The organism is Gordonia sp. YC-XJ4 (genome assembly GCF_059511865.1).
Genome location: NZ_CM183447.1, coordinates 5,477,265 through 5,500,352 on the forward strand (window position 1 = coordinate 5,477,265; position 23,088 = coordinate 5,500,352).

Annotated in this window: 20 protein-coding genes, 2 pseudogenes and 1 other annotated feature; of the genes and pseudogenes, 8 read left to right on the plus strand and 14 right to left on the minus strand. The window is 66.0% G+C overall.

Annotation, left to right across the window (positions count from 1 at the left end):
• Window positions 1-9: 9 nt before the first annotated feature.
• Window positions 10-1,143 (minus strand): amidohydrolase family protein, encoded by a 1,134-nt coding sequence (locus AC5ZH6_RS24475; protein WP_020169791.1) that lies wholly within the window; start codon window positions 1,141-1,143, stop codon window positions 10-12.
• 205 nt (window positions 1,144-1,348) lie between these two features.
• On the opposite strand from AC5ZH6_RS24475, the gene AC5ZH6_RS24480 reads away from it, so the two are divergent.
• Window positions 1,349-2,500, plus strand: coding sequence for an FAD-binding oxidoreductase (locus tag AC5ZH6_RS24480; protein ID WP_006369912.1), 1,152 nt, complete (start codon window positions 1,349-1,351; stop codon window positions 2,498-2,500).
• 26 nt (window positions 2,501-2,526) lie between these two features.
• Here AC5ZH6_RS24480 and AC5ZH6_RS24485 read toward each other — a convergent pair whose 3' ends face one another.
• The 5 genes from AC5ZH6_RS24485 to dnaK form a co-directional block, all read right to left on the minus strand.
• Window positions 2,527-3,702, minus strand: a complete 1,176-nt coding sequence (locus AC5ZH6_RS24485) for a hypothetical protein (RefSeq protein WP_288337526.1) — start codon at window positions 3,700-3,702, stop codon at window positions 2,527-2,529.
• Between the two features lie 159 nt (window positions 3,703-3,861).
• Window positions 3,862-4,218, minus strand: a complete 357-nt coding sequence (locus tag AC5ZH6_RS24490) for a heat shock protein transcriptional repressor HspR (protein ID WP_170320197.1) — start codon at window positions 4,216-4,218, stop codon at window positions 3,862-3,864.
• Window positions 4,219-4,323: 105 nt separating this feature from the next.
• Complete coding sequence (dnaJ, locus tag AC5ZH6_RS24495) at window positions 4,324-5,529, minus strand: molecular chaperone DnaJ (protein WP_006369915.1); 1,206 nt, start codon at window positions 5,527-5,529, stop codon at window positions 4,324-4,326.
• Window positions 5,530-5,640: 111 nt separating this feature from the next.
• Window positions 5,641-6,315 carry a nucleotide exchange factor GrpE gene (grpE, locus tag AC5ZH6_RS24500; protein WP_370530157.1) on the minus strand — a complete coding sequence of 225 codons (675 nt, stop codon included), beginning with the start codon at window positions 6,313-6,315 and terminating at the stop codon, window positions 5,641-5,643.
• A complete protein-coding gene (gene dnaK, locus AC5ZH6_RS24505; protein WP_006369917.1) occupies window positions 6,312-8,162 on the minus strand; it encodes a molecular chaperone DnaK in 1,851 nt (616 codons plus the stop codon). Before dnaK ends, grpE begins: the two co-directional genes overlap by 4 nt.
• 410 nt (window positions 8,163-8,572) lie before the next feature.
• On the opposite strand from dnaK, the gene AC5ZH6_RS24510 reads away from it, so the two are divergent.
• A complete protein-coding gene (locus AC5ZH6_RS24510; RefSeq protein ID WP_006369918.1) occupies window positions 8,573-8,743 on the plus strand; it encodes a hypothetical protein in 171 nt (56 codons plus the stop codon).
• A 22-nt stretch (window positions 8,744-8,765) separates the two neighbouring features.
• On the opposite strand, the gene AC5ZH6_RS24515 is transcribed toward AC5ZH6_RS24510, so the two are convergent.
• The gene (locus AC5ZH6_RS24515; RefSeq protein ID WP_288438652.1) at window positions 8,766-10,154 is read right to left on the minus strand and encodes a CoA transferase; all 1,389 of its coding nucleotides are present in this window, start codon (window positions 10,152-10,154) and stop codon (window positions 8,766-8,768) included.
• 66 nt (window positions 10,155-10,220) lie between these two features.
• On the opposite strand from AC5ZH6_RS24515, the gene AC5ZH6_RS24520 reads away from it, so the two are divergent.
• Window positions 10,221-10,937 (plus strand): IclR family transcriptional regulator, encoded by a 717-nt coding sequence (locus tag AC5ZH6_RS24520; protein WP_288337249.1) that lies wholly within the window; start codon window positions 10,221-10,223, stop codon window positions 10,935-10,937.
• A 34-nt stretch (window positions 10,938-10,971) separates the two neighbouring features.
• Here AC5ZH6_RS24520 and AC5ZH6_RS24525 read toward each other — a convergent pair whose 3' ends face one another.
• Genes AC5ZH6_RS24525 through AC5ZH6_RS24535 form a run of 3 tightly spaced genes read right to left on the minus strand, consistent with a single transcriptional unit; the run spans window position 10,972 to window position 12,345 of the window.
• Window positions 10,972-11,499 (minus strand): hypothetical protein, encoded by a 528-nt coding sequence (locus AC5ZH6_RS24525; protein ID WP_288337248.1) that lies wholly within the window; start codon window positions 11,497-11,499, stop codon window positions 10,972-10,974.
• A gap of 2 nt (window positions 11,500-11,501) precedes the next feature.
• Entirely contained in the window at window positions 11,502-11,933 is a 432-nt protein-coding gene (locus AC5ZH6_RS24530) for a hypothetical protein (protein WP_288337247.1), read from the minus strand.
• A gap of 52 nt (window positions 11,934-11,985) precedes the next feature.
• The gene (locus AC5ZH6_RS24535; RefSeq protein WP_006369923.1) at window positions 11,986-12,345 is read right to left on the minus strand and encodes a hypothetical protein; all 360 of its coding nucleotides are present in this window, start codon (window positions 12,343-12,345) and stop codon (window positions 11,986-11,988) included.
• A 138-nt stretch (window positions 12,346-12,483) separates the two neighbouring features.
• Between AC5ZH6_RS24535 and AC5ZH6_RS24540 the strand changes: the two genes are divergently transcribed.
• Together AC5ZH6_RS24540 and AC5ZH6_RS24545 are read left to right on the plus strand one after the other, a co-directional pair.
• A complete protein-coding gene (locus AC5ZH6_RS24540) occupies window positions 12,484-13,653 on the plus strand; it encodes an LLM class flavin-dependent oxidoreductase (protein ID WP_288337246.1) in 1,170 nt (389 codons plus the stop codon).
• A 43-nt stretch (window positions 13,654-13,696) separates the two neighbouring features.
• On the plus strand, window positions 13,697-14,149 hold the full coding sequence (locus tag AC5ZH6_RS24545; RefSeq protein ID WP_288337245.1) for a hypothetical protein: 453 nt from the start codon (window positions 13,697-13,699) through the stop codon (window positions 14,147-14,149).
• Window positions 14,150-14,282: 133 nt separating this feature from the next.
• On the opposite strand, the gene lon is transcribed toward AC5ZH6_RS24545, so the two are convergent.
• The gene (gene lon, locus AC5ZH6_RS24550; RefSeq protein ID WP_288337244.1) at window positions 14,283-16,640 is read right to left on the minus strand and encodes an endopeptidase La; all 2,358 of its coding nucleotides are present in this window, start codon (window positions 16,638-16,640) and stop codon (window positions 14,283-14,285) included.
• A 176-nt stretch (window positions 16,641-16,816) separates the two neighbouring features.
• Here lon and AC5ZH6_RS24555 point away from each other — a divergent pair, with 176 nt between their 5' ends.
• Together AC5ZH6_RS24555 and AC5ZH6_RS24560 are read left to right on the plus strand one after the other, a co-directional pair.
• The gene (locus tag AC5ZH6_RS24555) at window positions 16,817-17,542 is read left to right on the plus strand and encodes a TnsA-like heteromeric transposase endonuclease subunit (protein ID WP_006369927.1); all 726 of its coding nucleotides are present in this window, start codon (window positions 16,817-16,819) and stop codon (window positions 17,540-17,542) included.
• A gap of 345 nt (window positions 17,543-17,887) precedes the next feature.
• A pseudogene (locus AC5ZH6_RS24560) lies at window positions 17,888-18,145 on the plus strand (transposase); the annotation flags it as partial.
• A 4-nt stretch (window positions 18,146-18,149) separates the two neighbouring features.
• Here AC5ZH6_RS24560 and AC5ZH6_RS24565 read toward each other — a convergent pair.
• The 3 genes from AC5ZH6_RS24565 to AC5ZH6_RS24575 are packed head-to-tail and all read right to left on the minus strand — an operon-like array spanning window position 18,150 to window position 21,971.
• Window positions 18,150-18,605 carry a DUF6262 family protein gene (locus AC5ZH6_RS24565; protein WP_496167482.1) on the minus strand — a complete coding sequence of 152 codons (456 nt, stop codon included), beginning with the start codon at window positions 18,603-18,605 and terminating at the stop codon, window positions 18,150-18,152.
• A complete protein-coding gene (locus AC5ZH6_RS24570; protein ID WP_496167484.1) occupies window positions 18,595-20,853 on the minus strand; it encodes a tyrosine-type recombinase/integrase in 2,259 nt (752 codons plus the stop codon). The genes AC5ZH6_RS24565 and AC5ZH6_RS24570 overlap by 11 nt, the downstream gene beginning before the upstream one ends.
• Window positions 20,850-21,971 carry a tyrosine-type recombinase/integrase gene (locus AC5ZH6_RS24575; RefSeq protein WP_496167486.1) on the minus strand — a complete coding sequence of 374 codons (1,122 nt, stop codon included), beginning with the start codon at window positions 21,969-21,971 and terminating at the stop codon, window positions 20,850-20,852. The genes AC5ZH6_RS24570 and AC5ZH6_RS24575 overlap by 4 nt, the downstream gene beginning before the upstream one ends.
• 96 nt (window positions 21,972-22,067) lie before the next feature.
• Here AC5ZH6_RS24575 and AC5ZH6_RS24580 point away from each other — a divergent pair.
• Window positions 22,068-23,059, plus strand: a pseudogene (locus tag AC5ZH6_RS24580) (IS3 family transposase); the annotation flags it as partial.
• Window positions 22,091-22,222, plus strand: a sequence feature (AL1L pseudoknot). (Overlaps the previous pseudogene by 132 nt.)
• Window positions 23,060-23,088: the final 29 nt, after the last annotated feature.

Consider the following 23,088-nt stretch of genomic DNA (forward strand, 5'->3'; position numbering starts at 1 on the left):
CCGCACGCCTCACCCCGCGCGCGTGTGTTCCGGCGTGGTGATGCCGTACACGCGGCGCGCGGTGTTGCGAAAGACGTTGCCCAGCACGTTGTCTCCCCAGGGTTCGAGGATCTCGGTCAGGCTCGCGATGACGGTGTCGATCGATGCATTCGGTTTGTCGATCGGGAAGTTGGAGCCGAACATGACCCGGCTCGCACCGAAGTGACCGACGACGTGTTGGACCAGCGGGCCGACCATCTGTGTCAGGGTCTCGCGGGTACCGATGTTGCCCCACGGTTCACGACCGTAGCCGAGGACCGGCATGGCCAGCCCGGAAAGTTTGACCACCACATTGCGTTCGGCGGCAATCGAGGTCATGCGCTCACGCCACAGGCGCAGGATGTCGGCGCGGGCCGCCGCGGTGGTCCCGGTGCGCAGCCCGACGGGGCCGAAAGCGCCGACCGGACAACCGAAATGGTCGACGATGACGGTGGTGTCGGGGAATTCGCGGGCGAGGGTGATCACGTCGTAGAGCTGATGGGAGTAGACGAAGACCTCCACGGCGAGCCCGCGGGCGGCGACCTTCTCGACACCGGAGAGGAAGTCGGCCGATGCGAGCATGCCGTCGACCGGCCCGGCCGACCGGACCTTCGGGTCCGGATGGCGCGTCGCGGTGACCTGGATACCGCGCACCCGATCGCTGAGCGCGCGTTGCGCGTCCAGGCGCGCCTCGAAGCCCTCGGCCCGCGGATCGCCGCGCACCATCACCGCACCGAGCGTCGGGGCCACGCCGACCCCGAACGGCAGTCCCTGCAGGTAGTCGATCTCGTCGACGGCCTGCCGGCTCGCGTCGGGCTCCTCGACATCGCCGAGGCGCCAGTACGATTCGGACACCACCACCGACTCGATACCCACCCCGACCACTTGCGCCACCGGCGCGATGTCGGCGCCGTAGTGCCGCGGCTCATACGCACGGCCGATGATGTGCGGGGTCAGCACATAATCGCGCTCGGCCTGGGGAACGGCGACCGAAAAAAGCCTGTCCCCCACTTTGGGGACAAATCGGTATCCACGCGCGACGGGATTACGCGACCACGGTGTCCGACGCGGATTCCATTGTTGGACGTGGGCGTCGACGATCCCCGATATCGTTCCGGCCAACATTGTCACCATTCGAGATTGCCATAGTTGTTGACGCATCTCATGCGTTCGACGGACGAAAAGAATTGCCGGTCGACGCCATCCTCGGATCGGCTGCGCCACGGCGACGGCCCGCGGGTGAACCGAACTGTCGGTGACGCAGGGCAGAATGGAGATGTTGTCGGTTGTCCGGTGATCGGTGACCAGTGATCGGTGGGAGGTGTGCGCAATGGCGAGTCATTCCCGCCATGTGCTGCATCAACTCCGCGACCTGATCGCCCGCGATCCCGACCGCTTCGCCCGCAACATCTACACGCGACTGTTCGCCATCGACCCCGACCTGCGCGAACTGTTCGGCGCGATGATGGCGCATCAGCGCGAGGCGTTTTACCACGTCATCGACCACGTCCTCGACGTCATCCCGAGCCCCGACGGACAGGCCGAACTCGTGGAGTTCCTGGCGCAACTCGGGCGCGACCACCGCAAGTACGGGGTGCAGCCCGAGCACTATCAGGCGATCTTCCGGGCATTGATGGGTGAGTTCGCGGTCACGCTCGGCGATCAGTGGGACGACGAGGCCCAGCGGACCGTCGGGCAGGCGATGATGCTCGTCACCGGTGTGATGCGCGGAGCGGCGCAGACCGCGTCGGGGCCGGCGACCTGGACTGCCCGCGTGGTGGAGAAGTTCCGCATCAGCCGCGGTCTGGCGGTGGTGCGACTCGTCACCGACACGCCACTGCGCTTCAACACGGGCCAATACCTCGAGGCCCAGATCCCCCAATGGCCGAAGGTGTGGCGCAACCTCTCCCCGGCGATTCCGCCCAACCCGCACGGCGAGTTGGAGTTCCACGTGCGCGCGGTACCCGGTGGCACGGTCAGCCCGGCGATCGTCGCTCAGACCCAGCCCGGCGACGTGTGGACGTTCGGTCAGTCGCACGGCACGCTGCACATCGACGGCGACCGCGAGGTACTCATGGTCGCCGGCGGCACCGGCCTGGCGCCCCTGCGCGCACTGCTCATCGAGATGTCGGCGCTGGCGACCTCTCCGCCCACCCACGTCTACTACGGGGCGCGGTATCCCGGTGAGCTGTACGACCTACCGGTGTTGCGTCAGATCGCGGCGACCAATCCGTGGCTCACGATCACCGCGGTGTCGGAGGAGCAGACCGATCCGTGGTGGCTCGACGACCCGGTCCGGCCCGCCGAGCTCGGCATCGACCATCGCATCGGTCGGCTCGTCGACGTCGTCGGCGCCGCGGGCAGCTGGGACGACCGGCAAACCCTGATCACCGGCTCACCGATGATGGTGGAGAACACCCGGCGCGGGCTGATCATCGCCGGGGTGCGGGCCAGCCTCATCCAGCACGACCCGATGTTCTAGGACCCGTCTCGACGCTGCTGCGGCCGCTACCCACCCGCGCCCGGGTTGCCGGGGCCCAGTTGCGGCGCGGTGACGGTCGTCGTCACCACCGAGGTGACGGTCTCCTGTTCGGTGACCGTGGCCGTCGCTGTCGCCGTTGCCGTCGAGGTGACGGTCTGGGTGGCCGTACTGGTGACCGGTGGCCGCGTGACGGTACTGGTGACGGTCTGCTGGTCGACGACCGTCTGGGTGTCGGGTTGGCCGGTGCGGGTGACGGTGACCTCGCTGGTCGGGCCGGGCACCGTGACGGTCGAGGTGACCGCGGCGGGCGTGCCCGAGTCGTCCTTGCCAGTGAACAGCGCCACCAGTGCGACCACGCATAGCAACGCGGCGAGCCCGGCGGCGCCGCCGATGATCCACCAGCGCACACCCACCCCGCCCATCGCCGTGGTCGGTGCCGCGGCGGCTGTCCCGACCGATGCCGCCGCGGCCGGTCCGACGGCGGCCGCGGCGACCGGGATCGCGCGGGTGTCGGCGGCGATCACCTCGGTGACGCCCTGCGCCAGCGCGAACACGGGCGCGGCGGCCACGGTCACCGGTGAGCCCGTCGCCGTCTCGATGGCACGCACGGAGTCGGGCATTTGCGCTCCGGAACCGGCCGCGACCACGCGAGTCGCACCCGCTCCGCGCGTCAGCGAGTTCAGATGCGCCACGAGGCCGTCGGCACCCTGCGGATCGGTCAGCGGCACCGACTGGGGCGCGGCGACGGCGGCGGAGGCGTGTACCGACGAGTGCTCGGCGTTGACGAGGGCGATCGAGGCGCCGGAGGCGAGGGCGCCGGACCGGTCGAGGACGACTGCGGCGACATCGCCGGTGGCGTCGCGGTGCGCAACCTGGGCCAGGGCGTGCGGGAGGTCGACGAAGCTCACCGCCGATGCCCACTCGGGTGCGCCGGGTGCGTTCATCGAGAACTCGAGGTGTGCTCGTACGTCGGGACGGGCGCAGGTCAGGACGATGTGGTCGATCGTGAAGGGAGCGGAGTCGACGAGTTCACGCAGCGCGTCGAGCGCCGAATTCGGAGACTCGTCGGCGAGCTCCACGTGATTGCTGGCGACGATCTCGCCGGTGGCGTCGCGGACGACGGTCGCGATCTCGTCGCCCACCACCGAGACCCCGAGCACTGCGGGTTCGGCGATGGAGATCTCGGGTGACTCACTCACCATTCGCCTCCCTTGTCAGGTCACCGACCTCGGATGACACGCCGCCACAGACTAACGCGCGATCGGTGCGCGGCCCACAGGCCGCTTACCGATCGCTGTCGTCGGGGATCAGTGAATCGTTACTCGGACGGTCACACTGCAGGAGGGTCACACTGCAGGGTGTCACTCCTCGGTGCGTCGGCGCCGGGGCTGCCAGACGACGAGCGCATTGGTCCGCGGGACGGGGACCAATTCGCCACCGCGGCGGGCACGGTGTGCGTCGACCTCGCGTTGGAGCTCGTGCACCCGCTGTTGGAGCGCGTCGACCTGGTTGGTGAGCTCGATGATGCGTTTGATGCCCGCGAGATTCACGCCCTCCTCCTGGGAGAGCCGCTGGATCTCGCGCAGCACCTCGACGTCGTGCGAGGAGTAGCGTCGCCCGCCGCCGCTGGTGCGTTGCGGGGTCACCAGCCCGAGCCGGTCGTAGGTGCGCAAGGTCTGCGCGTGCATTCCGGCGAGCTCGGCGGCCACCGAGATCATGAAGGTGGCGGTCGCGCTCACCTCGCCCTCGAAACCCTCGAAACCGCCGGCCGGCCCGGCGCCCTCAGCGCCGGGCCGCCCACGATTCTTGCGTTCTGCCATGGCTCATCGCCCCCAACCCGCCCGAGGATCGAAACCGCTGGACTTCTCGGCCTCGGCGTAGGCACGCATGGCCTCCACCGCGGCGTCGTCGAGTTTGCGGGGCACCTCGACCTTGACGGTGACGAGCAGGTCTCCGGCACCGCCTGCGCGCTTGGGCACGCCGCGGCCACGGACCCGAAGGGTGCGGCCGTCGCTGGTGTTCGGCGGGATCTTCACCCCGACCGATCCGTCGAGCGTCGGCACCGAGACCGTCGAGCCGAGCACCAGTTCGGAGATGCTCACCGGCAGTTGGACGCGCAGGTCGTGACCGTTACGGGTGAACACCTTGTCGGGGGTCACGTGGACCACGACGTACAGGTCGCCCGACGGTGCGCCCCGGCGTCCGGCTTCGCCTTGTCCGGCCAGCCGGATGCGCTGACCGTCCTCGACGCCGGAGGGGATGCGGACGTTGATGGTGCGCGAGCGCACCTTGACGCCGCTGCCGTCGCAGTCGCTGCAGGGGTCGTCGATGCGGGAGCCGGTGCCCTGGCAGTCCTGGCACGGCTCACTGAATCCGAACGCCCCCTGGTTACGGCTGACAAAACCGGATCCGTTGCAGTTCGGGCACACTCGCGGGCTGGTGCCCGGCTTGGCGCCGCTGCCGTGACAGGTGGTGCACGGCGCCGGGCTGGTCACCCGGAGTGGGACGGTCGTACCCAACGCCGCGTCCTTGAACGACAACGTGGTCTCGGTCTCGAGGTCGTTGCCGCGACGCGGCCGGGTCGCGGTCGAGGTGCGCGTGCCGCCCGAACCGCCGCGGTTGAACAAGCCCTCGAAGAGGTCGCCGAAACCGCCGGCACCCTCGCCCGCACCGCCACCACCGAACAGGTCGCCGATGTTGAAATCGGCACCGGTCTCGGTCGAGTAGCGGGTGCCGGCGCCGGGGAAGCCGCCGGGAAAACCGTTGCCGCCGCCGCGGAATCGTCCGCCGGCGAACATCGCTCGCGTCTCGTCGTACTCTTTGCGCTTGTCCGGGTCGGCGAGCACGCTGTGGGCTTCGGACACCCGCTTGAAGCGTTCTTCGGCTTGCGTGTCACCCGGATTGGCGTCCGGATGCAGCTCACGGGCGAGCTTGCGGTAAGCCTTCTTGATCTCTTCAGACGAAGCATCAGAAGCAACGCCCAGGTCCTTGTAGAAGTCACGCTCGAGCCATTCTCGTTGCGGAGCCACCAGACGTCACCTCCTTCTCAATGAACATGTCTGGATGAAGTATGTTCCGATATCCGGCGATGCGCGAAGCCGCGTGGGCGTCCGCGCATCGCCGGATGGTTGTGCAGGTGATTATTGTGCACCGGTCGGAGCGTCCTGCGGGCCGCTCTCCTGCGCTGCCGGCGCCGGGTCGGTGACGGTGACCATCGCGGTGCGGATCACCTTCTCGCCCAGGCGGTAACCGCTGCGATAGACCGCGCCGAGGACCGGCTCGGAACCGCTGCCGTCGTTCTGGACGGCTTCGTGCAGTTCCGGGTCGAAGACGTCGCCGGGTTCACCGAACTTGACGACACCCTCACCGGTCAGTGTTGCGGCCAGCTTGTCGGCGACCGCACGCAGCGGACCGGACTCGAGGTCGCCGTGCTCGCGGGCACGGTCGAGGTCGTCGAGGACCGGCAGCAGCTTCTCGATGAGAACCTGCTTGCCGTAGGCCACCCGGCCCTGCTTCTCCTCCTCGGTACGCCGCTTGTAGTTGGCGAACTGTGCGCGTTCGCGCTGCAGTGCCGCCGTGAGGTCGGCGACCTCGTCGGAGTGCGGGGTGCTCGGCTCGGGATCGGGGATCGCCGCGGCGGGCTCGGCCTCTGCGGGGCCCGGCCCGGCGGCCGAATCCTCGCGCACCTCACCCGTTTCCGGGTCGATGCGACGACGATCGGTCACCGTCACCGGCTCCTCGGAACCAGCTCCGCTCCCGGCGCCCGGAGCGACATTGGGCCCGCTCGCTCCGCTCCCGGCGCCCGGAGCGGTCACTTCTTCTCCTCGGGCTCGTCCACGACCTCGGCGTCGACGACGTCGTTGTCGCCTGCGGTCGCGCTGCCACCGTCGGCGGCGTCAGCGGCCTGACCCTCGGCGGCCGATGCCGCGTAGATGGCCTGACCCATCTCCTGCGATTCGGTCGAGAGCTTCTCGATCGCGCTCTTGATGGAGGCGATGTCGTTGCCCTTGAGCGCCTCGTTGGCCTCGGCGATCGCAGCGTTGACCTTGTCCTTGACGTCGGCGGGCACCTTGTCCTCGTTGTCCTTGAGGAACTTCTCGGTGTGGTTCACCAACGACTCGGCCTGGTTGCGAGTCTCGGCCTCCTCGCGACGCTTGCGGTCCTCTTCGGCGTGGGCCTCGGCGTCCTTGATCATCCGGTCGATCTCGTCCTTGCTCAGGCCCGAGCCCTCCTGGATGCGGATGGAGTTCTCCTTGCCGGTGCCCTTGTCCTTCGCGGTGACGTGCACGATGCCGTTGGCGTCGATGTCGAAGGTCACCTCGATCTGCGGAACACCCTGCGGCGCAGGAGCGATGCCACCGAGCTCGAAGGAGCCGAGCAGCTTGTTGTGCGAGGCGATCTCGCGCTCACCCTGATACACCTGGATCTGCACCGACGGCTGGTTGTCCTCGGCGGTGGTGTAGGTCTCCGACCGCTTGGTCGGGATGGTGGTGTTGCGCTCGATCAGCTTGTGCATCACGCCGCCCTTGGTCTCGATGCCCAGGCTCAGCGGGGTCACGTCGAGCAGCAGGACGTCCTTGACCTCGCCACGCAGCACACCGGCCTGCAGGGCAGCACCGACCGCGACGACCTCGTCGGGGTTCACGCCCTTGTTGGGCTCCTTGCCGCCGGTCAACTCCTTCACCAGGTCGGTGACGGCGGGCATACGGGTCGAACCACCAACGAGCACAACGTGATCGATGTCGCCGACGGAGATGCCGGCGTCCTTGATGACCGCCTGGAACGGAGCGCGGGTGCGCTCGAGCAGGTCCGAGGTGATCTTCTGGAACTCGCTGCGCGACAGCTGCTCGTCGAGGAACAACGGGTTCTTGTCGGCGTCGACTGTGATGTAGGGCAGGTTGATCGAGGTCGACTGCGATGCCGACAGTTCGATCTTGGCCTTCTCGGCAGCCTCACGCAGACGCTGCATGGCCATCTTGTCCTTGGTCAGGTCGATACCCGAGGAGCTCTTGAACTTCTCGACGAGCCAGTCGACGATGCGCTGATCCCAGTCGTCACCGCCGAGGTTGTTGTCGCCGGAGGTCGCGCGGACCTCGACCACTCCGTCGCCGATCTCGAGCAGCGAGACGTCGAAGGTGCCGCCACCGAGGTCGAAGACCAGGATGGTCTGTTCTTTCTCGCCCTTGTCCAGGCCGTAGGCCAGGGCCGCGGCGGTCGGCTCGTTGACGATGCGCAGCACGTTGAGGCCGGCGATCTGGCCGGCTTCCTTGGTGGCCTGCCGCTGGGAGTCGTTGAAGTAGGCGGGCACGGTGATGACCGCATCGGTGACGTCCTCACCGAGGTAGGACTCCGCGTCGCGCTTGAGCTTCATCAGCGTGCGGGCACTGATCTCCTGCGGGGTGTACTTCTTGTCGTCGATCGCGACGTTCCAGTCGGTCTCGCCCATGTGGCGCTTGACCGAGCGGATGGTGCGGTCGACGTTGGTGACCGCCTGGTTCTTGGCGGGCTGCCCGACGAGCACCTCGCCGTTGCGCGCGAACGCGACAACGGACGGAGTGGTGCGGGAGCCTTCGGCGTTGGCGATGACGGTCGGTTCGCCGCCTTCGAGTACCGACACCACGGAGTTGGTGGTGCCGAGGTCGATTCCGACAGCACGAGACATCTTTGCTATTCCTCCTGGTTTCTGGGTGTGCACCCAAGTCCTGCTCCCCCGCGGCAGGCTTGGCGCCCACCACGAGAGTGTGGTTTGTGGCAAACCTGTGCTCCGGGGGCAGACTTCAGTGCCTCCGACTCATGTCCTACCGGGTTGAGCCGGTCCAGGTCAACTCAAGTTGAGCCAGCATCGCTCAGGTTTCTCGATGGGTGCAACGGGTGGGGTGGCGCGGATGTTCCCGATTCGACCAAAAAAGTTGAGCGGAGTTCGCTCAGGTTTGGCCCGCGTGGCCGCAATTCTCACGCTTCGATCGTGAGATCCGCTCACGACCAGGCGCGATTGGGCCGATAATCCCCTCGGGGGTCGCGCTGCGTGGGGTCCACCAAAGCGGTGGCCGCCGAGTTCGAGGAGTCGAGATCATGAATCGTCGTGTCCTGTCCTTCGTGGCCCTGGCCATCACGATGCTCTACGGCATCGGCTTCGCGGTCATCGACACGAACACGCCGTATGCCGTCGTCGGCGGCGTGGTGGTGGCGTTGAGTTGGGTCGCGGTCGGGATGCTCGGGCGTGAGGAGGACGATCCCGAGTGAGCCGGCCGGCACGTCACAACGGTCACCACCGCAAGGGCGCAGTCCCCAGGAGTGTCGGCGCGCGGTGTGCCGGGGTCGACAGACCCTCGAAGACCATCGGCACCGAGGGTTCGACGAGGCGCCCGAGCGGACCATCGCAGCCCTCGGCGGACGCGACCGGCGGCCCGATCGGTCGCCCCGGACGGGCGTCGACGATCCCCAATGAGCGAACCCAGGTGCACACCCGCGCCAATTCGACTCGCACGCGCCATGTCCCGCCCTCGGTGGCCCGTCGGCGCAATCCCGCCACGGCCCCGGCGGCCCCCAAATAGGCGGCGAGATAGTCGTTGAGCAGTTGCGTCGGCGGCAGGGCCGGCACCCCTTCACCCTCCTCGAGAGCAAAACCCGTTGCCGAGCAGGCGAGCTGATCGAAGCCGCCGCGGTCGCGCCAGGCCGACGCAGATCCCCAGCAGTGGTAGTCGACGACGACGGTGCCCGGATGTTCGAGCGCGAGATCGTCTGCCGCGAGGCCCCGGTTCTCCAGTCCCAGATAGGAGTTGACGAAGACGTCGCCGGCGTCGATCAGCGTGTGCAACGCCGCCGCTTGATCCGGCTGTCGCACATCGCAGTACGCGTTGCGCTTGCCCCCACCGGTGAGGGCGACCATCGCCAGGGGATCGGGAAGGTCGGGGCGGCTGACGTGACACACATCGGCACCGAAGGTCGCGAGCAGCTTGGTCGACACCGGCCCGGCGATCACGTGAATCATGTCGACCACCCGTATCCCGTGGAGCGGCGGCCACACCGACGTGTGGGGAAGGGGCCGGGGCGGGGCGTCACCGATGCGCTCGAGTCGGATCACCGGATGCGTGGCGCTCTCCCGGCCCACGGGGTGCTCGGCCCATTCGTCGGCCGTGCGCACCGCGGTCGCCACGCCCCCGGCGGCGTACACGGCGTCCTCGAGATCGACCGCACCCCATTCGGCGGCCGCGGCCGCGATCTTCGATTTGACCGGCGGACAGTTCAGGACCACACACACCGCGTCGCGTTGATGAGGATAGGTGGTGATCAGAAAGATCCCCCGACCGTCGCTCGTACGGTAGAAGTCGTTGTTGCCCAAAGCCGAGGGGTCCTCGACGACGGTGTGGACATGCCGGCCGTTGAGGGTGGTGAGAAAGGCCGCCCGGAGTTGATCGAGCGCCGTGGCGAGGTCGACGGTCACGCGCGGACCGCCCGCAAGTGCGGCGAGTTGGACCCCGAGGGCACCGATCCCTGTGGCCGACGCCTCCGCGATCCGATGTGGCGACGAGGTCGTCGGCGCTTCTCCGGTGATCACGCATTCCCCGGTGTCGGTACCGAGCAGGGCGGTGAGGTCGAAGACCGTCGCGGGTACCGAGGTGAACGAGTCCGGGGACGAAGGTGTCGGGGCCATGTCCCTACTGTGGCCATCGCCGACAGCGCACCGACCAGGCTTTCGTATATACGTAAGGTGGTGGACATGCGCCGACATCGCGCCATTCCACGCGCGGACCACATCCTCGAGTGTGTCGCCCGCGCCGGAAAACCCTTGTCGCTGAGCGATATCGCGCGCGAAATCGAAGCGCCGGTCTCCTCGACCCACGACCTCGTCGACGACCTTCGGGTATGCGGTTACCTGACCCGCGTCGGCGCGGGCTATCGACTCGGCCAGCGCCTACGCACGCTGCGGCTCATTGCCGGCCACGCCGATCAGCCGCCGCTGACACCGGACGAACTCACCGAATTGAACGCCGTCATCGAGGCCCCGGTGGCGCTTGCGGTGTTGGTGGGATCCGACCTGGTGTACCTGCATGGGGTGGGTGAGGTTCCCGCGGAGATCGGCGCCGTGGTGCGCGATCACGTGCCTCGACCGTTGCTCGCCACGGCGGGTGGTCGGGCCATGCTGGCGTTCCTACCGGCGGACGAGCGCGCAGCACTGCTCGCCGAGCACGCCTCACCCGGCGAAGCCGTCGCCTTCGGCCGCGAGATCGATGAAATTCGCGCTTGCGGATATGCCCTCAGCGATGGTTCGGTGCAGTCGGCGCTGCGGGTGGCCGGGGTACCGGTATTCGGCGGGAGACGACTACTGGCCGCGGTGGTCGTCGCCGCGCCGAGGATCTCGGGTCGACCCTCACCGGCTCTCCAACATGCCGCGCGACGCACGGCTGCCTGGTTGGCGGCCCACGCCCGGACATGAGTGGTGCTGCTGCGCGACGCCTCACCGCCACTGCTCAGAGGGACTCGATGATCCGCTCGAAGAAGAGTTCCTGGGCGCCGAACCGCCGACCGGGAAAGTACCGGGACACGACCGCTTCCAGCGCCTCTTGTGTGCGGATCGACAGGAGATGGCACAGCGCCACTGCGTCATCGATGTCCCCCTGCGACTTGCGCGTCACCATCGCCTTCATTGCGAGGACGTACTCCGGTGACGCGATACTGATGACCAGCGCCGGACCGATCTGCTCGCTTCGGGGATGGTCATCGGGTAGCGGAGGCATGAGCTGGGCGACTCCGTCGCTCAGCCAATTGGGGTCGAGATCACCCTCGCGCGCAGCGACCGATGCGGCCGCTTGAAGCACGACGTCGCGCGGCTCGAATGTTCCGTCCACATCCTCGGTCGCCCGATCGGCGTTGTACGCCAAGGCCATTGCCGCCCCGCCGACGATGAAGAGAACGCCGGCCTTTCCTCTCGCCTGCAACTCCGAGTCGAGAGCACGCAACAGCTCCCGGATCTCGGACGCCGTCAACGTTCGCGCCACGCTCAGACTCCCTCGAGATTGCCGACCGGCAACACCACGTTGCGCGTCTGCAGCTCCACCGGGGTCCGGAGGTAGTCAGTCCAGAAATACTTGGGCGGCACGCCAAACGGGTCGAACATCGCATCCGTGCAGAACCGGTCCGGTTCAAAGCACCATGCCAAGATCTCCGGATCGCTGACACGATCGCGCCCGGTGATGTGCGCGACCCCGCCCAGTATGGCGTCCCATCCGCGCGTGCCGGTGGGTGGCGGACGCCGATGGACCTCATCGATGTCGACGACGTCGGTCAACCGCTGCGTCCGGAGAACCAGTTCACGGAGTAGTCGGACCGCCAGATGCCAGTCGTACTCGCCGGCGGCCAGGGATTCCGCGAGCTCCGCATAGGTGAGCAACGTCCCGCGTCTGCGGATGGGTCGACGGACGTCAGCGGTCACACAGTCGATGATATCGGCGCGCAACGAGTTCGCCGCGCCCTTGATGCCACCGTCAGTCCGGCTTGGGCGCCAACGCGTCGCCCGGGAATCCGCGGACCGGGTGGACGTCGAACTCGAAGACGCCGGCCTGCACACCCGGGTCGTCGTTCATGATCTTCGCGGTCGTCTCGACGTCCTTGTCGAAGATCCCGAAGCCGCGGATGTCGGAGTCGTCCTCGGTGACACCGAGGATGACGGCGAGATCGCCCTTGGCGCGCAGGGAGAAGTTGCGTCGACTGTGTTCCCAGATCAGGTCCTTGGCCTCGGGGGTGCCGAACTTCGGTCCCGCGCGCAGAACCACCACCGAATACGGCTGCGAGTACTGGATGATCGTCCGCATCTCTTGGTCGGTGATCTTGGGCAGGTCGGACATGGAGAGCTCCTTTGCTGACACATATACGAGACTTCGTCTTTCACCGTAGTCCTCGCGTTCGGCGCAGATGCGGACCGCTGGATTCAGGGTGATCGCAAGACTTCCGGAGGCCCGGTACCCCGCTGTTAGCGTGGTGACGTGCGCTTTCAAGTTCTCGACATCGTTCCGCACACACCCCATCCGGTCACCGGTGAACTCCTCTCCTCGCACACGCGTCTGGCGCGCGTCGTCGAGAACGCGGTACTCGCCGAGCAGCTCGGGATCGACTCGTATGCGGTCGGTGAGCGTCATGCCGGGGAGTTCTTGTCGTCGTCGCCGACGGTGCTGCTCGGTGCGCTCGCCGCGGCCACCGACCGGATTCTGCTGTCGACCGGGGTGACCGTGCTCAGCCTGCTCGACCCGGTGCGCGTCGCCGAGGACTACGCCACCATCGACCAGCTCTCCGGTGGACGCCTGGAGATCGTGATCGGCAAGGGCAACGAGGACAAGCACTTCCCGATGTTCGGCCGTCGGCTCGAGCATCAGTACGACTACCTCAGCGAGAACTACGCACTGCTCCGGCGGCTCCTGCGCGAGGAGAATGTCACCTGGCGGGGCGAGCATCATGCACCGCTCGACAGGGTGAGCACCGTGCCGCGGCCGTTTTCCGGGCCGTTCCGGATCTGGCACGGGTCGGCGACCTCCACCGTCGCCGTCGACCTCGCCGCCCGATACGGCGACCCGATCGTCACCGCCAACGCCCTGCAACCGCGCGAGAACTATCAGGTGCTCATCGATCGGTATCGGGAGAAGTATGCCGAGTACGGACACGATCCGGCCCGGGCATATGTGGGGTCCGGATCGGGCGGTCTGTTCCTGGCCGCCACCACCGACGACGCGATCGCCGAGTATCGACCGGTCTACGAGGGCATCGCCGCCCGTAATCGCGAGAAGTTCGCGGGCGAGACCCGGATCGGCAAGGTCAACATGTTCGCCACCATCACCGACGCCGTCGAACGCGGGCCCGCGCTGGTCGGGTCGTCGCAACGGGTCGCGGAGAAGATCATCGACTATCACCGTTCGTATCATCATGATCTGCAGTCGATTTCGATCAATCCGGTGTTGCCGTACGAGCGTCAGCGCGAGGTGCTCACCCAATTCGCCGAAGAGGTGATCCCACTGGTGCGCCGCGAGCTGTCGACGACGCTGTGGAGTACCGACGACCCCGGACGCGCCGCCGGCTTCACTGCCGGCGACTTTGCTTGCGGCGGAACAAACTTCGGAATTCCGGCAAATTCGTCCGATGGGGGCGCAACTGCATACCGATGAGTACTGTGGCGTTGTTGCGTCACCGGTGTCATGAGGAGTGCACATGGACGAGAACCAGGTCGATCAGGCCTATCAGCAACTGCAGCAGCAAGGACAGCAGACGGCGACGGCACTGTCGGCGCTGGCCCAAAAGCTCCAGGCGGCAGCCGCATCCGGCAATTCCGACGCCCGCGAGTGGGCGCTGGACCTCAAGGAGGTCGCGCTCGCGATCCGCGACGAGGAGGGGCAGATGACCAACCTGCTCCAGTCGATGCACGCGATGATCGATTCGCACATGCAGCAGGTGGAGCCGGCAGCCCCGCAACCGCAGTACCAGCAGCCGCAGTACCAGCAACCCCAGTATCAGCAGCCTGCCCAGTATGCGCAGCCCGCCTACGGAGCCCCACAGGGCGGCGGGATGCTGCAACGATTCCTCGGCAGCGGTTTCGGGCGATCGATCGCCATGGGCGCCGGATTCGGCATCGGCGACGACATCGTCAACGACATCTTCCGCTGAGCGAACGCCCTCGTGGTTACTCCGGTCCACCGGTCATTTCGCCGTTCGTCATCGCCGAACCAGGCCTACGTCACCACCGAGCCCGGGAAGGCATACCTCCCCGGGCTCGGTCTTGTCGTGAACCGTCGGCAGATCAGGCCGCGGCACTCACCTCGTCGGCGGCAGGCTCGAGAGCCTGCTTGACGATCTCGGCGACGTCGACCATCGGGTGCACCTGCAGGTCGTCGAGGACCTCGGCTGGAACGTCGTCCAGGTCGGGCTCATTGCGCTGCGGGACGAACACCGTCTTGAGGCCGTTGCGTTGCGCGGCAAGCAATTTCTGCTTGACGCCACCGATCGGCAGCACCCGTCCGTTGAGCGTGACCTCCCCGGTCATGCCGACGTCCGCGCGGACCTTGCGACCGGTCGCCATCGACACCAGGGCGGTGACCATGGTGACGCCGGCGCTCGGGCCGTCCTTGGGCACCGCACCCGCCGGCACGTGCACATGGATGGTGCCCTCGAGCGACTTCGGGTCGACGCCGAGTTCGGTTGCGTGCGAACGCACGTAGGACAGTGCGATCTGTGCCGACTCCTTCATGACGTCGCCGAGCTGGCCGGTCAATTGCAGTCGGGTACCGCCCGCCTCACCCGGCTCGGAGCCCGTTCCACCGACGCGACTCACCTCGATGAACAGCACGTCGCCGCCCATTCCGGTGACCGCGAGCCCGGTCGCGACGCCGGGTACCGCGGTACGCTCCTCCGATTCGGGGGTGAAGCGCGGACGGCCCAGCAGATCCTTGAGCTCTGGCTCGCCGACGGTGACCGGTACTGCGGCACTACCGTTCTCGATGTTGGTCGCCACCTTGCGCATCAGCTTGGCCAGCAACCGCTCGAACTGCCGCACACCCGGTTCACGGGTGTAGTTCGCGGCGATCTCGCGCAGTGCGTCGTCGGTGACCGTGATCTCCTCGGCGGTCAGGGCCGCGCGCTCACGCTGGCGGGGCAGCAGATAGTCGCGGGCGATGGCCACCTTGTCGTCCTCGGTGTAGCCGTCGATCGTGACCAGTTCCATGCGGTCGAGCAGCGCCGACGGGATGTTCTCGATGACGTTGGCGGTCGCGAGGAACACGACGTCGGACAGGTCGAGATCCAGGTCGAGGTAGTGGTCGCGGAAGGTGTGGTTCTGCGCGGGGTCGAGGACCTCGAGCAGCGCCGCCGCGGGGTCGCCACGGAAATCGGAGCCGACCTTGTCGATCTCGTCCAGCAGCACAACGGGATTCATCGATCCCGCTTCGCCGATGGCACGCACGATCCGACCGGGCAGCGCACCGACGTAGGTGCGCCGGTGACCGCGGATCTCGGCCTCGTCACGCACACCGCCGAGGGCGACGCGCACGAACTTGCGGCCCAGTGCTCGGGCGACGGACTCACCGAGCGACGTCTTGCCCACTCCGGGCGGGCCGGCGAGGACCATCACCGCACCGGAGCCGCGGCCGCCGACGACCTGCAGGCCACGCTCGGCCCGACGTGCCCGCACCGCAAGGTATTCGACGATGCGGTCCTTGACGTCATCGAGACCGTGGTGGTCGGCGTCGAGGATCTCGCGCGCGCCCTTGATGTCGGTGGAGTCGGTGGTCGTGACATTCCACGGCAGGTCGAGCACCGTGTCCAACCAGGTTCTGATCCAACCGCTTTCGGGTGACTGGTCGCTGGAACGCTCGAGTTTGCCGACCTCGCGCAGCGCAGCCTCGCGGACCTTGTCGGGCAGGTCGGCGGCCTCGACGCGACCGCGGTAGTCGTCGGCGCCGTCGGGCTCGTCCTCACCGAGTTCCTTGCGGATGGCGTTGAGCTGCTGACGGAGCAGGAACTCCTTCTGCTGCTTCTCCATCCCGTTGCGGACGTCGTCGGCGATCTTGTCGGAGACCTCGGTCTCGGCAATGTGCTCGCTGGTCCAGTCGATCAGCAGTTGCAGTCGCGCGGCGACGTCGTCGGTCTCTAGAAGCTCACGCTTCTGGACGTCGGTCAGCCATGACGAGTAGCCAGAGGTGTCGGCGAGATCCGACGGGTCGCTCATCTTGTTGACCGCGTCGATGACCTGCCACGCCTCACGACGCTGGAGCATCGCGAGGACGAGTTTCTTGTACTCGGCGCCGAGCGCCTTGGTCTCGGCGGTGGCCTCGGCCTCGTCGATTTCGGTCACCTCGACCCACAGCGCGGTGCCGTGGCCGGTGGTGCCGGTGCCGATGTGTGCCCGCTTTTCGCCCTTGACGACGGCCGCCTGGCCGCCGCCGGGGATGCGCCCGACCTGCACGATCGACGCAACCACCCCGTGGGTCGGGTACCGGTCGTCCAGACGCGGCGCAACCAGCAGTTTTCCGGGCTCGCTGGCCCGAGCCGCATCAACAGTCGCCTGGGCTGCGTCGTCGAGGGGGATCGGCACGACCATGCCGGGCAGGACGACGAGATCAGGAACGAACAGGACCGGCAGTGAATATGTCTGCTCAGACATCTAACCTCCAAAGTTCAGTCTGACGGACTCAACTCTGCTGGCAGGAAGTTTGTTCCCGGGGCGGTTTCCGCCGTGGGCGAACGGGTGTAGCTTCTCACCGAACGTGTCATTTTCTCATCGGCTTGTCATAGGCGTGTCATCGTTCTCATCGGGCTGTCATGCGGCACGATAGCAAAATGCCTGATCAGATCGGTGCGACCGAGATTCGCTTCGTTACCGAAGCCGGTGACGAGACCATCAGTCAGGTCAGGGATCACTCGATCAGCTCGATGGCCCGAGCCCAGCCAGTGCGCCTGCCACCGTCCCACGCCGGCCAACGCCACTATCCAGGTCTTTTTTGGACCCGTACAACAGCCGACCACGTGGTTTACGAAAGCCTTCTCGAACGCGACCGCATCTTGCTTGCCGACTTCGATCCCGAAGTCGTTTGGATCACGGCGCAACCTTTCTGGATCACCGGCGACGACAGAGGTACCGGCCGACGCCACTGTCCCGATCTCCTACTGACGCGGGCTGATGGGTCATATTTGGTCGTGGACGTCAAGAATCCACGAATCGCGCAGAAAGACGAGGTCAAGGCCGTGTTCACGTGGACCAAGGTGGTGTCCAAGCGCCTCTCCGCCGATTATGAGGTTTGGACCGGCGAGGACTCGGCATTGATCAACAACATCAGATTCGCTTCTCAGGCTCGCCGCGAGTCGCGCGCGGCCCTGTTCCAGACGGTGCTCGAACGATTTCCAGAGGAGCTCTCAATCGCGCACGCTGAAGCCACACTCGCAGCCGAGCGGATTGCACGGCCTCGACACATCGTCCTCGAGCTTCTGTGGACGGGCACCTTCACGGCCGATCTCACCCGGCCATTCGGCGACAACACCTTGATCCATCGAGCCGAGGCCGTATGAGCAACACTTATCGACTTGCTGTTGGCGATCGGGTGTGGATCGACGGATCCGTGGTCCGCATAGTCGAGATCAGCGACAGTCGGTCGATAGTCGAATCGGATCGCGGCACACGAGCGGTGAGCACTCCACACCTCGTGAGGTCTTCTCAGCCGCTCGACGCACCTCGCAGGCCCTGCGAGACGTCCGGACAACTGCTTTCGAATCTTACGAAGAAACAGCAAGAGACTTACAACGCACGGCTCGCCGTCGTCGAAGCAGTACTGGAGATGCATCACAACAGCGGCGACTCTATCTGAACCGTCCTGGGTCTGGTGGAGACCGTGATCTCACCAGGAGAATACGGATATGGGAGCACCACGGAAGTTCGACCAGGAGACCCGTGAGCGGGCGGTGAGGATGTATCGGGATCGGCTTGCCGAGCCCGGCGAGTCCAAGTCAGGAGCGCGTCGTCATGTCGGGGAGTTGCTCGACATCAATCCGGCGACGCTACGCAACTGGATCGAGAAGGACACTCCGATCGTCTCCGGATCGGGGACGACGGTGGCCGCCCATGACGCGGAATTGCGTGAACTTCGGCGGGAGAACGCCGAATTACGCAGAGCATTGGTTATCTCAGGTCTGTTCGGTCGTTTGAATGGTTGAACAGGGAGTTCGTGTCATGAACAGTGTCTATGACACTGCCTGCTTCGAGGCGATGAGTGCGGAGTTGGCCGTGGAGCCGGGCGACTTGGTCGCGCAATTCACGATTTTCGGTATCGAGTTCGCGGATGCGAACGTGCGCGAGAGCGAGACGCTGCCGCAGTGAGGCATCCGACCCCCGCTCGATACCGACGGTGGCGGCCGGGACCGCCGGCGAGGTGGTGAGGCGACGGATGTCATCGCGGAACTCGGCCTGGTTGTAGAGCCAGGCCCGGGAGACTCCGGCGCGGGCGGCAATGTCGGTGACAGTGAACCTTTTCCCGGTCTCCTTGAGCTCATGCAGGGTTCGTCGGGCACGGGCAAGAGTGTCCATTCGGCGTCGCTGGGCGGCTGCGACGAGGTGGTGACTGTTGTCAGTCGGCATCGGATGATCCCTCTCGGCAGCAGGATGTATCGGTCGCGGGGTCCTCACCGCAGCGGCAGTGACTGTCACCTTCGAGGGTGGTGATGATGGTGAGCAGGTTGGTTTCGACGGTGCGGTTCATCTCGGCGAGACGGGTGTGGCCGTCCGCGTCGGCGCGGGCGATCAGCGTTCGGGTGTCGTCGAGTTGTTTGTGATGGTGCGGTAGGAACTCGGCGGTGGTGACGAACAGTGGGCAGGTCAGGCACGCGTTGGCATGCGGGCACGATTTCTGTAGTGGCAGACCGCAATAGCCGTTCGGAAGGACCATGGTGGCTCGGGACAGGTTCTGTTTCATCCACTCGGCATCGGCGAGTGGGCCGTCGATGGTGGTGTCGACGGGTTCGCCGCGGATGTTGATCTTCTGGGCGCGTTCCCACTGCTCACGGATGGTGGTGTCCGCCAGGCGTGCGTAGACCGCGGTCATCGTATGGCTGGTGTGATCGAGCAGACGCCGGACCACTTCCTGAGGCACCTCGTTGTTGATCAGTCGAGTCGCGTAGGTATGCCGGAACTGGTGTGCGGTGACATACACCGGACTTCCGAGTTCGTCTGTGATATTTCTACTTTCAAGCCAGAGTCCGAGCTGGCGGACGAAGGTGGCGGTGGGCATCGGCAACCGGCCGTCGGGGTTGGATGTCGTGCGCGGCAGCAACACCGCGGTGGTCGGGAACCGCTGCCGGGTGCGTGCCTGTTGCGCCTCGATCATGGCGGTGAGCTCGTCGTCGATGGGCACGATCGCGTCGCGTCGCATCTTGTGGTTGCGGTAGCGCAGATAGACCGCGCTCTGTCGGTCTCGAATCAGACAGTCCAGAGGCAACCGGGTCGCATCGCCTACACGCAGGCCGGTGCGGATGAGGATCTCCACCAGGAGCCGGATCCGAGGGTCGGCGATCCGGTCGAGGTTGTCGGTGCTTTCGATCTGGTTCATGACGAACTCGGGAATGAACCGTGGCCGGGATGTCTCGTCGCGGCGAGGATGGTCACTGGGATACAACTCGGCGTCGGCCGACAACGACGCCCAACGGTGCTGACGGACAGCACGCAGAAACCCGGCGACGGAACTGATGTCGCTACTGCGGGTCTTCGGGTGGGGAACCTCGACAGCGAGTCGGGCCAGGTATCCCTCCAACGCTGCCCGATCGAGATGCGCCGGGCCGGGCGCCGTGGTCAACCCGGGTGTCAGCTGTGACAGTCGCACCAGCGCGATCCGGTCCTTGCGCAGCTGACCCACCCCGAGCCCACACGATATCCGCCAGCGGCACCAGCGTTTGGCCAGCTCACGGAGCCATGGTGGGTGCACAGGGGTGAAATCGCATCGAGCATCGTCCCCGGCGGCGATGCCGAGCCGCCGTAGCAGCCACACATCTCGCCGGTATTCACCGTCCCATCCGGTGTCGTCGCGCAGGTCGTGCAGTCGCTCGATCGCGAAGCCGAGAAATGCTCGAGGCGAGTTGGTCGCGGCGGAGGCCGGTAGCCCGGCGAGCCACTCGGTCAGTGAACGCTCGAGCAGCGATTCGACACCGGAGGTGGCCAGATGGTCCAACAGTGGTTTGATCGAGCGTGGTGTGGTGCGGGTCCGGTGCGTATCGACCCGGCATTGCAGCGTGTACTGGATCTCGAGCCGCAGGTGCGGTGGCATCGCTCGCAGATCGAATCGGTCCTCGCCGTAGTGGGCGCAGTAGCTGATGAACTCGTCGACAGGTGGGCGGCCCCGTTGGCGCCAGCGGACATGGTGGGAACGACACCAGCCTTGTCCCAACTCGGCCCACAAGCGGCATTCCGGGATCGCGCAGATCGTAGTCTGTTCGCCGTCCACGTGCGGATGCCACTGCGCCACCGGTGGTCGTCCTGCCTTGTCCCAGTCTCGGGAATGCTTGTAGCACAGCTGATACCGATGCTGACCGAACCCGCATTCGGTGATCGAACACGACTGCAGCGGTCGATGGCCTGTCACCTCGGGATCCGCGGTGGCTGCCCAGGTCTGTCGGTCCGGATGGCCGGCACGCGTCCACCGATGACGATGCGCCAGGCACAGCCCGCCGTAACGGCTCGAGTGCACGCATCCCCGGACCATGCACGCGGGCGTGCCGAGAATCGGATCACCGACTGCCGGCACCAACACATCGACGCGGAACTCCGGGCGTACCACGGACGTCAACTGTCGCGCCGCTGCGGGAACGAGGGTCCTCGCCGCCGCCTCGGCACTCATTGTTGTTCCTGCTTTTCCGGAAGCCAGCCCACTGCCACCAACGCTCGCCGCGCATCCTCGACTTTCAGGTGTGCGTAGGCGTCGCTGGTGGTGGCGATCGAGGCATGTCCGAGCAGATGCTGTACCACCTCCACCGGCACCCCGCGACGCAACAACTCCGTCGCATAGGAATGACGAAAGGTGTGCGGACCGAATCGGATTCCGGTCCGAGACCGGATCCGGCAGACCAAGTCGTAGACACTGGGATAGGTCAGCGGATACCCGATCCGACCGGACCACAGGTTGACGAACACGTAGTCGCTGTCCAGGTCGCCGTACTCGCCGTGCAGGTAGTCGGCATAGAGGCGGATCACTCGGGCTGGTACCGGTACCTGCCGGGATCGTCCGCTCTTGGCCCGCGCCCGATTCACGTTCACACGCGGCACCACCGACACCAGCCGAGATGCAGCGTCGATGTCACTGTGCCGCAACCCCAATGCCTCACCCACCCGAAGCCCGGACTCGGCGAGCAGGACGAGCAGGAACCGGTCCCGCAGCCGATCGCACGCGGCCACGATCACCGAGACCTGATCGGTGTCGAGCGTGTCGGGAATGCTCCGATCGTCCCGCAGCCGGATCCGTTTGGTACGTTCCAGTCGAGATCCCAAGTGCGCCAGCAACGGACGCCATGACCCACCGTGCACTTCGCGCCGTTGCCAGGTTGTCAGGAGATCACCCAGATCCACGCCGTGACGTTGATGGAACTCGTAGAACGCCGACACCGCGGACAGTTTCCGGTTCACCGTCGCTTCCGAGCACACGCTCTCCGCGGTCGGCAAAGCGGCCACGCCGGCCGCCCGTGCCACCAGCGGCAGTCGCAGCCACGCAACGAAACGGCCCACATCCTCGAGGTGCACCCGCGACCACACCAGTGCGCGCTGGTTCAGGAACTCGAACCAGTCCCGCAGGTCATACGCGTAGGCCTTGACGGTGTTCGGTGAGTGTTCGATCGCGTGCAGATGCGACAAGAACCCCTCGATCGGTGCCACCACCGATGAATCGCGATCGACAACCGTCCACGATTCCGAATCGCCGAATGGCATCGCCACCGACTGCACTCGCAGACTACGGCTCGTCATGGACACCAAAGATAACCTGTCTACGGCACACTTCCCGGCATCTCGACCGGCGTGTCGTTTACATCCTTGACTACCTTGGTCGGGCCTCAGATAACCAATGAGATTTTGAAGACAGCGTCGGCGTTTTTCGCCGCGGCGGAGATCGACCGCCGACTTCGTTGATCGTCGAGTATATCGACGCTCACCGCGACCGGTTCGGGGTCGATCCGATCTGCCGGGTACTCACCGAGTACGGAATGCAGATCGCCCCGTCCACCTACTACGCCCACAAACAGCGGGGCACGATCTCGGCAGCGACACTGTCCGAGGCGTATGCCGCGCACGCCGTCTACCAGCAGTTTGAGAAGAACCGCAGTGTGTATGGGGTGCGCAAGATGTATCACACGATGTGGCGTGCCGGTCATATGATGGGACGCGACCAGATCGGCCGGCTGATGGGGATCTGCGGAATCTCCGGCGCGGTTCGTGGCTCGCATCGCATCACTACGACCCGTCGCGACGAGACGGCACCGCGCTTCCCTGATCATGTTGAGCGGCAGTGGAATACACCCACACATCCCGATCAGTGGTGGGTCGCCGACTTTACCTACGTGTGGACATTGGCCGGGTTCGTCTACGTGGCGTTCCTCGTCGATGTGTTCTCACGGCGCATCCTCGGATGGCGGGTCATGACCAGCAAGCACACACCGTTGGTGACCAGTGTGGTCGAACAAGCACTGTTCACTCGACGGAGGTCCGGATTCGCTTTTACTTCAACGGGTTTGGTGCATCACAGCGATGCGGGAAGTCAGTACACGTCGTTGGCGTTCACCGCCGCCTTGACCGAGGCCAACATCACCGGTTCCATCGGATCGGTGGGCGATGCTCTCGACAATGCGCTCATGGAATCGGCGATCGGCCTCTACAAGACCGAGTTGATCGACACCGGCCGCACCTGGACCGATCGGGGCCACGTCGAACGAGAGACCGCCGCCTACGTCCACTGGTTCAACACAGAGCGACTGCACTCGTCTCTGGACTACTGCCCACCCATCGAATACGAGACGCGCTACCGTGACACCGTCGCCTCCAAAGCGGAGGTGGCCTAAACCAGGTCTCCATCCGATCCAGGACGGTT

Bases quoted from the DNA above. Each gene is read 5' to 3' on its own strand.
- AC5ZH6_RS24475 (WP_020169791.1), bottom strand. From the start codon at position 1,143: ATGTTGGCCGGAACGATATCGGGGATCGTCGACGCCCACGTCCAACAA.
- AC5ZH6_RS24480 (WP_006369912.1), top strand. From the start codon at position 1,349: ATGGCGAGTCATTCCCGCCATGTGCTGCATCAACTCCGCGACCTGATC.
- AC5ZH6_RS24485 (WP_288337526.1), bottom strand. From the start codon at position 3,702: ATGGTGAGTGAGTCACCCGAGATCTCCATCGCCGAACCCGCAGTGCTC.
- AC5ZH6_RS24490 (WP_170320197.1), bottom strand. From the start codon at position 4,218: ATGATCTCGGTGGCCGCCGAGCTCGCCGGAATGCACGCGCAGACCTTG.
- dnaK (WP_006369917.1), bottom strand. From the start codon at position 8,162: ATGTCTCGTGCTGTCGGAATCGACCTCGGCACCACCAACTCCGTGGTG.
- AC5ZH6_RS24510 (WP_006369918.1), top strand. From the start codon at position 8,573: ATGAATCGTCGTGTCCTGTCCTTCGTGGCCCTGGCCATCACGATGCTC.
- AC5ZH6_RS24515 (WP_288438652.1), bottom strand. From the start codon at position 10,154: ATGGCCCCGACACCTTCGTCCCCGGACTCGTTCACCTCGGTACCCGCG.
- AC5ZH6_RS24520 (WP_288337249.1), top strand. From the start codon at position 10,221: ATGCGCCGACATCGCGCCATTCCACGCGCGGACCACATCCTCGAGTGT.
- AC5ZH6_RS24535 (WP_006369923.1), bottom strand. From the start codon at position 12,345: ATGTCCGACCTGCCCAAGATCACCGACCAAGAGATGCGGACGATCATC.
- AC5ZH6_RS24545 (WP_288337245.1), top strand. From the start codon at position 13,697: ATGGACGAGAACCAGGTCGATCAGGCCTATCAGCAACTGCAGCAGCAA.
- lon (WP_288337244.1), bottom strand. From the start codon at position 16,640: ATGTCTGAGCAGACATATTCACTGCCGGTCCTGTTCGTTCCTGATCTC.
- AC5ZH6_RS24555 (WP_006369927.1), top strand. From the start codon at position 16,817: ATGCCTGATCAGATCGGTGCGACCGAGATTCGCTTCGTTACCGAAGCC.
- AC5ZH6_RS24565 (WP_496167482.1), bottom strand. From the start codon at position 18,605: ATGCCGACTGACAACAGTCACCACCTCGTCGCAGCCGCCCAGCGACGC.
- AC5ZH6_RS24570 (WP_496167484.1), bottom strand. From the start codon at position 20,853: ATGAGTGCCGAGGCGGCGGCGAGGACCCTCGTTCCCGCAGCGGCGCGA.
- AC5ZH6_RS24575 (WP_496167486.1), bottom strand. From the start codon at position 21,971: ATGACGAGCCGTAGTCTGCGAGTGCAGTCGGTGGCGATGCCATTCGGC.